Genomic DNA, 9659 nt, shown 5'->3' with positions numbered 1-9659 from the left:
TCAGCACAGCCGCCCCCGCGCCAAACCGAGCGCGGCGAGACCGTAATCTCCCGTCACCAGCACATCCTGCCGCGTCAGCACGTTGGCGATATAAAGATCGGCCGATTGATTGCTCGCATCGACGGTAACTACGCTGACCCGATCTTCCGCCACCAATCGGTGAGCGTGGCTGGAAACCATGAGCGCAGTCGCGTCAAGGCTTTGCACCGTTCGGGCGATTTCCGATTTGACGGGGCATGCATCCCCGTCGACAACGACTCGATTTCGAACAAGAACCATTTGATCACCACACACGTTCGTCCAAAGTTTGCCGTTATATTATATACGCTAATGAGCGCCAGAATCCTGCTTACGTCCCATCAAATTTTAACATGATACCTCTTGAGCCGCACACTGTCAAGACCACAGCCACATGATCGCCGCAAATTTGTCATATTTTAGGGTTTTATGGAGCATGACGAATTCATCGGATAGAAAGAAAACGAAAGCAATAACGTCAAAATACTAAAAAGCTGTCTGGAGGCCTTCCATGTAGGGAAGGCTCCCAGACAGCTTGAATCGGATAAAAAGCAAAAGCGTTATTTCCCAAAATGCTCCAAAATCAAACTCGCCCGTCTCCTCTACCGCCTTATAAGAGACGTCGATGACGATGCAGCCGATTTTGTCCATCACTTGGCGGCGTGCTCCAGCTCTTTCTCGATCCGCTCCGTCGTGGCATAGGACGCCGAGTTGGGCAGCCCTAGAGCTTTCAGCCTTTCCTTGCGGATCGCGTTAAGAGATTCCGTGCTGATCGTCAGGCCTATCACTTTGCGAGGGAAACGGCAAAGAGCTCCTTGGGCGGAACGAGCTCCGGAATGAGAGGAACGTGGCCACCTTAAACGTCTTGTGCGCAAGCACCATGGAAAGCGGCGTCTTCGACGTGCGGACACACCCGATCAGCACAATATCCGCCTTGTTAATGCCGGTTACGTCCGGGCATCGTCGTAACGGACGGCGAACTCCACCGCTTCGACCTTGCGGAAATAGTCCGCATCCAGAACGTGGTTGAGCCCCGCTCGTGCCGGGACTCCCTTCCGAGAGAACGCTCCAGCCTGTCGATAAGAGGACCGAGGAGATCGATTGCCGATACTTTGCGCGTCCTGGCCTGCTCGATCATGTAATCGCGCAAGTAAGGGATGACGAGGGTGAACAGTACGATGCTCTCCTCGGCTTCCGCCGCGGTCAATACCGCATCTATCCCTTCTCTCGATTGGATGAAGGACGCTCTGCGGATATGAATGGAAACCGGATGAAACTGCGCGGCGGCCGCTCTGACCGCGTGCTCTCCCGTATCTCCGGCGGAGTCCGACACGACGTAAACAGACACGCTTGCGTTCGGCATGGTGACCATCCCCTCGTCATAGATTTGTCGTTCGATTCTGGCGTGCGAACAATAGGCTATACTTGCTTAGCCGACCAGCTTGGTGAAGTCGGCGAACGCCTTCACGTCATCTGCTATCAGCGCCAATAAAGCGAGACGGTTGCGGCGAACCGCTTCGTCCTCCGCCATGACCATAACCGTCTCGAAGAACGTCGTGACCGGCTCCTTCAATGCGGCCAGTGCGGCGAAGGCAGCATCCGTATCCGCTTCGGCGATCGCTTTGACGAACGTTCCGTGCGCGGTTTGCCACGCCTCGTACAAGCTTCCTTCGGCGGCGTCGGCGAATAGATTAGCGTCGACTTGGCGCGAATCAGCCTTCGCCCCGAGGTTGCATGCGCGGTTGAAGGCTTCGACGATCGGACGGAACTCGTCGCGCCGTTCTTCCGAAGCCGCCTCATTCAACGTTGCGGCGCGAAGGATCGTGCGGCGAACGTCATCCGAGCCTGCGCCGAGAATAGCGTCTGCGACGTCGTAGCGGACATTGCGCTCGGTCAGAACGTTTTTCACGCGCAGCGTGAAAAAACTCTTGCGCATCCTTGCGAATATCGTAGGCTTCGCGCTTCAATCCCCGTTCGGCATGAATCTCCAACGCGATGGAGAACAGCTCGGACAGCGGCAGCTCCAAGCCGTGTGCGAGAATGGTACTGACAATGCCGGCCGCTTGGCGGCGCAGCGCGTAAGGATCCTGCGAGCCGGTCGGCACGATGCCGATCGAGAAGCAGCCCGCGATCGTGTCGATCTTGTCGGCGATGCCGACGATGGCTCCGACGAGCGACGCCGGCGGATTGTCGCTGGCATTGCGCGGAGAATAATGCTCGTTGACGGCGCGCGCCACGCTTTCCCGTTCTCCCGCCTTGCGGGCGTAATCCTCGCCCATTATGCCTTGCAGCTCGGGAACTCGTATACCATCTGCGAAACAAGGTCGAATTTGCAAATATCGGCCGTCCGGCTGACATCGGCGCGAACGCTGTCGTCGGCGCGCAGCGCCTGCGCAAGCTTGTCGGCAATCGCTCTCGTACGCCGTACTTTGTCGGCAACCGTGCCGAGCTCTTCATGGTAAACGATATTCTCCAGCTTGGCGAGCGCATCGGCAATGACAAGCTTCTTGTCTTCTTCATAGAAGAACTTCGCATCGGACAGACGCGCGCGCAGCACCTTCTCGTTACCTTGGCCACAACATCGATCGACAGACCGTCGCCGTTGCGAACGGTAACGAAATGCGGCTGAAGGCGTCCTTCGAATCGAGAACGGAAAGTAGCGCTGATGCTCGCGCATCGACGTAATTAGAACCTCTTGCGGAATGTTCAAAAATGCCGGATCGAACGAGCCCGTCAGTACGGTCGGCGTCTCGACGAGGAACAGAACCTCTTCCAGCAAATCCTCTTTAACGGCGATATGCCAGCCGCGTTCGGCGGCCAGACGGCCGATGCCTTCCTGAATCGCCTTCTCCCGCTCGGCTACATCGACGATGACGTGCTGCTCTTTCAATGCTTCCACGTAAACGGCCGGATTATCGATCGTTGCGTCCGCTCCCAGGAACCGATGGCCCCGCGACACGTTGCCCGACTTCACGCCCGTTATTTCGAAAGGAACGACTTCGGAGCCATGCAACGCCGCGAGCCAACGGATCGGACGAACGTAGCGCAGATCGTAAGCGCCCCAGCGCATATTTTTTGGAAAGGTCAGCGAGGTGACAAGCGCCGGCAACGCTTCGGGTAGAAGGGAAGAAGTTTCCACGCCGACGCTGCTCTTGTTGGCGAAAATATATTCAACATTCGCCACTTCGCGAACGACGAACGATTCGGCGTCCACACCTTGGCTGCGACCGAATCCGAGAGCGGCTTTGCTCCAGGCTCCTTCGGCATCCTTGGCGATTTTGAGCGCCGGGCCCTTTACTTCCTCGTTCACGTCGGCTTGCTTGTCGGCCAACCCGATTACGATGACGGCGAGTCTGCGCGGAGTCGAATACGCTCGCACTTCCTCGAAGCTTAGACGGCTGTCGTTCAACCATTTGACCGTTTTGTCTTTCAGTTGGTCCATCGCCGCTCTAACGAAGCGGGCAGGCACTTCTTCCAAACCGATTTCCAACAACAAATCCTTAGCCATTGCGAACCGCCCCTTCCTTCAATAGCGGGAAGCCGAGCCGTTCCCGTTCCTGCAAATAAGTGGCCGCTACTTGGCGAGCCAAATTCCTAACGCGAGTAATATATCCCGTCCGCTCCGTTACGCTGATTGCGCCGCGGGCGTCGAGCAGATTGAACGTATGCGAGCATTTCAGCACGTAATCGTACGCCGGGAATACGAGATTCTGATCCATCGCCCGCTTCGCTTCCGCCTCGTAAGTCGAGAACAATTGAAACAGCATCGCCGTCCGACACTTCAAATGTGTACTTGGAATGCTCGTATTCGGGCTGCTTGAATACATCGCCGTAGGAGACGCCTTCTACCCATTCCAGATCGAACACGTTCTCTTTTTCCTGGATATAGGAAGCAAGCCGCTCCATACCATATGTGATCTCGACCGCTACCGGGTGGCAGTCGATGCCGCCGACCTGCTGGAAGTACGTAAATTGCGTAACTTCCATACCGTCAAGCCACACTTCCCAGCCGAGTCCAAGCGCCGAGCGTCGGCGATTCCCAGTTGTCCTCCACGAAACGAATGTCATGGTGGCGGGGATCGATTCCAAGCGCCTTGAGGCTGTCCAGGTAAATTTCCTGGATGTTGTCCGGCGAAGGCTTCATGATGACCTGAAATTGATGATGCTGTAAAGCCGGTTCGGATTTCCCCATAGCGACCGTCAGCAACGTCTCCTGCGGCGTCGACGTAAGCGACGTTCCAAGGCTCCGGACCGATCGTCCGCAGAAACGTCATCGGGTTCATCGTTCCCGCGCCCTTCTCCGTGTCGTAAGGCTGAACGACGATACAGTTGTACTTGGCCCAGTACTGCTGCAGCGTAAGGGTCATTTGTTGAAAATTCATTTTTCCTGCACTCCTTCGACAATTGGGTGTGACGCTTGACGCTAGGCAGGAACGACGGATCGGAACGCAAAAAAGCTCCCGTCTCCAACGCCCGCTTCGCGGACGTAGGACGGGAGCTCGAGGTTCCCGCGGTTCCACCCTACTTGATTTCACGACGACGATACGCCGAAAAATCCTCTTTTTTCCGTGGCATGTCTCTCTGGAGCGCCGTGTTCGCCGTTCCGTCCGTCCGGGCTTGCACCCTCCCCGGCTCGCTTCGCTGCCGACAGAACCGGTTACTTTCTCCTTCATCGAGAACGATTCAATTATGTAGTCATTCTATCTAACCGCGCGGCGGATGTCAATCACCCGCATCGTCGTCGGGAGGTCTGACGGCCGTATCGAAGCCAGCTCCTGTTTAAGCTTGAATTTGAAGTCGCGCGGGTTTCTGGATCAATTGAACGGCACGGGGAAATGCTTGGCTTAAACAGGAGCCTGGTTCGATACGGCCGTCAGACCTCCCCGAAACGACGATGCGGGTGATTGACATCCGCCGCGCGGTTAGATAGAATGACTACATAATTGAATCGTTCTCGATGAAGGAGAAAGTAACCGGTTCTGTCGGCAGCGAAGCGAGCCGGGGAGGGTGCAAGCCCGGACGGACGGAACGGCGAACACGGCGCTCCAGAGAGACATGCCACGGAAAAAAGAGGATTTTTCGGCGTATCGTCGTCGTGAAATCAAGTAGGGTGGAACCGCGGGAACCTCGAGCTCCCGTCCCTACGTCCGCGAAGCGGGCGTTGGAGACGGGAGCTTTTTTGCGTTCCGATCCGTCGTTCCTGCCTAGCGTCAAGCCGTCACACCCAATTGTCGAAGGAGTGCAGGAAAAATGAATTTCAACAAATGACCCTTACGCTGCAGCAGTACTGGCCAAGTACAACTGTATCGTCGTTCAGCCTTACGACACGGAGAAGGGCGCGGGAACGATGAACCCGATGACGTTTCTGCGGACGATCGGTCCGGAGCCTTGGAACGTCGCTTACGTCGAGCCTTCCAGACGTCCGGCTGACGGTCGCTATGGGGAAAATCCGAACCGGCTTTACCAGCATCATCAATTTCAGGTCATCATGAAGCCTTCGCCGGACAACATCCAGGAAATTTACCTGGACAGCCTCAAGGCGCTTGGAATCGATCCCCGCCACCATGACATTCGTTTCGTGGAGGACAACTGGGAATCGCCGACGCTCGGCGCTTGGGGACTCGGCTGGGAAGTGTGGCTTGACGGTATGGAAGTTACGCAATTTACGTACTTCCAGCAGGTCGGCGGCATCGACTGCCACCCGGTAGCGGTCGAGATCACATATGGTATGGAGCGGCTTGCTTCCTATATCCAGGAAAAAGAGAACGTGTTCGATCTGGAATGGGTAGAAGGCGTCTCCTACGGCGATGTATTCAAGCAGCCCGAATACGAGCATTCCAAGTACACATTTGAAGTGTCGGACGCGGCGATGCTGTTTCAATTGTTCTCGACTTACGAGGCGGAAGCGAAGCGGGCGATGGATCAGAATCTCGTATTCCCGGCGTACGATTACGTGCTGAAATGCTCGCATACGTTCAATCTGCTCGACGCCCGCGGCGCAATCAGCGTAACGGAGCGGACGGGATATATTACTCGCGTTAGGAATTTGGCTCGCCAAGTAGCGGCCACTTATTTGCAGGAACGGGAACGGCTCGGCTTCCCGCTATTGAAGGAAGGGCGGTTCGCAATGGCTAAGGATTTGTTGTTGGAAATCGGTTTGGAAGAAGTGCCTGCCCGCTTCGTTAGAGCGGCGATGGACCAACTGAAAGACAAAACGGTCAAATGGTTGAACGACAGCCGTCTAAGCTTCGAGGAAGTGCGAGCGTATTCGACTCCGCGCAGACTCGCCGTCATCGTAATCGGGTTGGCCGACAAGCAAGCCGACGTGAACGAGGAAGTAAAGGGCCCGGCGCTCAAAATCGCCAAGGATGCCGAAGGAGCCTGGAGCAAAGCCGCTCTCGGATTCGGTCGCAGCCAAGGTGTGGACGCCGAATCGTTCGTCGTTCGCGAAGTGGCGAATGTTGAATATATTTTCGCCAACAAGAGCAGCGTCGGCGTGGAAACTTCTTCCCTTCTACCCGAAGCGTTGCCGGCGCTTGTCACCTCGCTGACCTTTCCAAAAAAATATGCGCTGGGGCGCTTACGATCTGCGCTACGTTCGTCCGATCCGTTGGCTCGCGGCGTTGCATGGCTCCGAAGTCGTTCCTTTCGAAATAACGGGCGTGAAGTCGGGCAACGTGTCGCGGGCCATCGGTTCCTGGGAGCGGACGCAACGATCGATAATCCGGCCGTTTACGTGGAAGCATTGAAAGAGCAGCACGTCATCGTCGATGTAGCCGAGCGGGGAGAGGCGATTCAGGAAGGCATCGGCCGTCTGGCCGCCGAACGCGGCTGGCATATCGCCGTTAAAGAGGATTTGCTGGAAGAGGTTCTGTTCCTCGTCGAGACGCCGACCGTACTGACGGGCTCGTTCGATCCGGCATTTTTGAACATTCCGCAAGAGGTTCTAATTACGTCGATGCGCGAGCATCAGCGCTACTTTCCGGTTCTCGATTCGGAAGGACGCCTTCAGCCGCATTTCGTTACCGTTCGCAACGGCGACGGTCTGTCGATCGATGTTGTGGCCAAAGGTAACGAGAAGGTGCTGCGCGCGCGTCTGTCCGATGCGAAGTTCTTCTATGAAGAAGACAAGAAGCTTGTCATTGCCGATGCGCTCGCCAAGCTGGAGAATATCGTTTACCATGAAGAGCTCGGCACGGTTGCCGACAAAGTACGGCGTACGAGAGCGATTGCCGACAAGCTTGCGCAGGCGCTGCGCGCCGACGACAGCGTTCGCGCCGATGTCAGCCGGACGGCCGATATTTGCAAATTCGACCTTGTTTCGCAGATGGTATACGAGTTCCCCGAGCTGCAAGGCATAATGGGCGAGGATTACGCCCGCAAGGCGGGAGAACGGGAAAGCGTGGCGCGCGCCGTCAACGAGCATTATTCTCCGCGCAATGCCAGCGACAATCCGCCGGCGTCGCTCGTCGGAGCCATCGTCGGCATCGCCGACAAGATCGACACGATCGCGGGCTGCTTCTCGATCGGCATCGTGCCGACCGGCTCGCAGGATCCTTACGCGCTGCGCCGCCAAGCGGCCGGCATTGTCAGTACCATTCTCGCACACGGCTTGGAGCTGCCGCTGTCCGAGCTGTTCTCCATCGCGTTGGAGATTCATGCCGAACGGGGATTGAAGCGCGAAGCCTACGATATTCGCAAGGATGCGCAAGATTTTCACGCTGCGCGTGAAAAACGTTCTGACCGAGCGCAATGTCCGCTACGACGTCGCAGACGCTATTCTCGGCGCAGGCTCGGATGACGTTCGCCGCACGATCCTTCGCGCCGCAACGTTGAATGAGGCGGCTTCGGAAGAACGGCGCGACGAGTTCCGTCCGATCGTCGAAGCCTTCAACCGCGCATGCAACCTCGGGGCGAAGGCTGATTCGCGCCAAGTCGACGCTAATCTATTCGCCGACGCCGCCGAAGGAAGCTTGTACGAGGCGTGGCAAACCGCGCACGGAACGTTCGTCAAAGCGATCGCCGAAGCGGATACGGATGCTGCCTTCGCCGCACTGGCCGCATTGAAGGAGCCGGTCACGACGTTCTTCGAGACGGTTATGGTCATGGCGGAGGACGAAGCGGTTCGCCGCAACCGTCTCGCTTTATTGGCGCTGATAGCAGATGACGTGAAGGCGTTCGCCGACTTCACCAAGCTGGTCGGCTAAGCAAGTATAGCCTATTGTTCGCACGCCAGAATCGAACGACAAATCTATGACGAGGGGATGGTCACCATGCCGAACGCAAGCGTGTCTGTTTACGTCGTGTCGGACTCCGCCGGAGATACGGGAGAGCACGCGGTCAGAGCGGCCGCCGCGCAGTTTCATCCGGTTTCCATTCATATCCGCAGAGCGTCCTTCATCCAATCGAGAGAAGGGATAGATGCGGTATTGACCGCGGCGGAAGCCGAGGAGAGCATCGTACTGTTCACCCTCGTCATCCCTTACTTGCGCGATTACATGATCGAGCAGGCCAGGACGCGCAAAGTATCGGCAATCGATCTCCTCGGTCCTCTTATCGACAGGCTGGAGCGTTCTCTCGGAAGGGAGTCCCGGCACGAGCCGGGGCTCAACCACGTTCTGGATGCGGACTATTTCCGCAAGGTCGAAGCGGTGGAGTTCGCCGTCCGTTACGACGATGCCCGGGACGTAACCGGCATTAACAAGGCGGATATTGTGCTGATCGGGGTGTCCCGCACGTCGAAGACGCCGCTTTCCATGGTGCTTGCGCACAAGACGTTTAAGGTGGCCAACGTTCCTCTCATTCCGGAGCTCGTTCCGCCCAAGGAGCTCTTTGCCGTTTCCCCTCGCAAAGTGATAGGCCTGACGATCAGCACGGAATCTCTTAACGCGATCCGCAAGGAAAGGCTGAAAGCTCTAGGGCTGCCCAACTCGGCGTCCTATGCCACGACGGAGCGGATCGAGAAAGAGCTGGAGCACGCCCGCCAAGTGATGGACAAAATCGGCTGCATCGTCATCGACGTCTCTTATAAGGCGGTAGAGGAGACGGCGAGTTTGATTTTGGAGCATTTTGGGAAATAACGCTTTTGCTTTTTATCCGATTCAAGCTGTCTGGGAGCCTTCCCTACATGGAAGGCCTCCAGACAGCTTTTTAGTATTTTGACGTTATTGCTTTCGTTTTCTTTCTATCCGATGAATTCGTCATGCTCCCATAAAACCCTAAAATATGACAAATTTGCGGCGATCATGTGGCTGTGGTCTTGACAGTGTGCGGCTCAAGAGGTATCATGTTAAAATTTGATGGGACGTAAGCAGGATTCTGGCGCTCATTAGCGTATATAATATAACGGCAAACTTTGGACGAACGTGTGTGGTGATCAAATGGTTCTTGTTCGAAATCGAGTCGTTGTCGACGGGGATGCATGCCCCGTCAAATCGGAAATCGCCCGAACGGTGCAAAGCCTTGACGCGACTGCGCTCATGGTTTCCAGCCACGCTCACCGATTGGTGGCGGAAGATCGGTCAGCGTAGTTACCGTCGATGCGAGCAATCAATCGGCCGATCTTTATATCGCCAACGTGCTGACGCGGCAGGATGTGCTGGTGACGGGAGATTACGGTCTCGCCGCGCTCGTTTGGCGCG

General features: G+C 56.5%; 10 protein-coding genes and 4 pseudogenes. 5 read left to right on the top strand and 9 right to left on the bottom strand.

Going from position 1 to position 9659, the window contains the following annotated elements; genetic code table 11:
* The 9 genes and pseudogenes from D3H35_RS27475 to D3H35_RS27455 form a co-directional block, all read right to left on the bottom strand.
* Complete coding sequence (locus tag D3H35_RS27475; protein WP_119152307.1) at window positions 1-279, bottom strand: DUF188 domain-containing protein; 279 nt, start codon at window positions 277-279, stop codon at window positions 1-3.
* 225 nt (window positions 280-504) lie between these two features.
* Complete coding sequence (locus D3H35_RS35180) at window positions 505-672, bottom strand: hypothetical protein (RefSeq protein ID WP_233568199.1); 168 nt, start codon at window positions 670-672, stop codon at window positions 505-507.
* Window positions 669-806, bottom strand: a complete 138-nt coding sequence (locus tag D3H35_RS35175; protein ID WP_411675187.1) for a kinase/pyrophosphorylase — start codon at window positions 804-806, stop codon at window positions 669-671. The genes D3H35_RS35180 and D3H35_RS35175 overlap by 4 nt, the downstream gene beginning before the upstream one ends.
* A complete protein-coding gene (locus D3H35_RS35170; protein WP_411675186.1) occupies window positions 772-942 on the bottom strand; it encodes a kinase/pyrophosphorylase in 171 nt (56 codons plus the stop codon). Before D3H35_RS35170 ends, D3H35_RS35175 begins: the two co-directional genes overlap by 35 nt.
* Before the next feature lie 23 nt (window positions 943-965).
* Window positions 966-1381, bottom strand: a pseudogene (locus D3H35_RS35165) (kinase/pyrophosphorylase).
* A 66-nt stretch (window positions 1382-1447) separates the two neighbouring features.
* On the bottom strand, window positions 1448-1954 hold the full coding sequence (locus tag D3H35_RS33110; protein WP_233568198.1) for a DALR anticodon-binding domain-containing protein: 507 nt from the start codon (window positions 1952-1954) through the stop codon (window positions 1448-1450).
* Window positions 1854-3526 (bottom strand): annotated as a pseudogene (glyS, locus tag D3H35_RS27465) (glycine--tRNA ligase subunit beta). The gene D3H35_RS33110 and the pseudogene glyS (D3H35_RS27465) overlap by 101 nt, the downstream one beginning before the upstream one ends.
* Window positions 3519-4400: pseudogene (glyQ, locus tag D3H35_RS27460) on the bottom strand (glycine--tRNA ligase subunit alpha). The pseudogenes glyS (D3H35_RS27465) and glyQ (D3H35_RS27460) overlap by 8 nt, the downstream one beginning before the upstream one ends.
* Window positions 4401-4953: 553 nt before the next feature.
* Window positions 4954-5232 carry a hypothetical protein gene (locus D3H35_RS27455; RefSeq protein WP_119148254.1) on the bottom strand — a complete coding sequence of 93 codons (279 nt, stop codon included), beginning with the start codon at window positions 5230-5232 and terminating at the stop codon, window positions 4954-4956.
* A gap of 50 nt (window positions 5233-5282) precedes the next feature.
* Here D3H35_RS27455 and glyQ (D3H35_RS27450) point away from each other — a divergent pair.
* From glyQ (D3H35_RS27450) to D3H35_RS35160, 5 genes and pseudogenes are all read left to right on the top strand, one after another.
* Window positions 5283-6136: pseudogene (glyQ, locus tag D3H35_RS27450) on the top strand (glycine--tRNA ligase subunit alpha); the annotation flags it as partial.
* A gap of 9 nt (window positions 6137-6145) precedes the next feature.
* Window positions 6146-7819: a glycine--tRNA ligase subunit beta gene (gene glyS, locus D3H35_RS27445; RefSeq protein WP_325050173.1), complete on the top strand. Its 1674-nt coding sequence runs from the start codon at window positions 6146-6148 to the stop codon at window positions 7817-7819.
* Complete coding sequence (locus D3H35_RS33105) at window positions 7722-8225, top strand: DALR anticodon-binding domain-containing protein (RefSeq protein WP_233568197.1); 504 nt, start codon at window positions 7722-7724, stop codon at window positions 8223-8225. The genes glyS (D3H35_RS27445) and D3H35_RS33105 overlap by 98 nt, the downstream gene beginning before the upstream one ends.
* Before the next feature lie 66 nt (window positions 8226-8291).
* Window positions 8292-9098, top strand: a complete 807-nt coding sequence (locus D3H35_RS27440) for a pyruvate, water dikinase regulatory protein (RefSeq protein ID WP_119148257.1) — start codon at window positions 8292-8294, stop codon at window positions 9096-9098.
* 422 nt (window positions 9099-9520) lie between these two features.
* Window positions 9521-9659, top strand: a 139-nt coding sequence (locus tag D3H35_RS35160) for a DUF188 domain-containing protein (protein WP_411675188.1), incomplete at its 3' end; no start/stop codon positions are given.

Origin of the sequence: Cohnella faecalis (assembly GCF_003570905.1) — a bacterium.
In the GTDB taxonomy this organism is placed as follows: domain Bacteria; phylum Bacillota; class Bacilli; order Paenibacillales; family Paenibacillaceae; genus Cohnella; species Cohnella faecalis.
The sequence above is the reverse complement of the archived record's forward strand: the minus strand, read 5'-3'. Positions and strand labels throughout refer to the sequence as shown.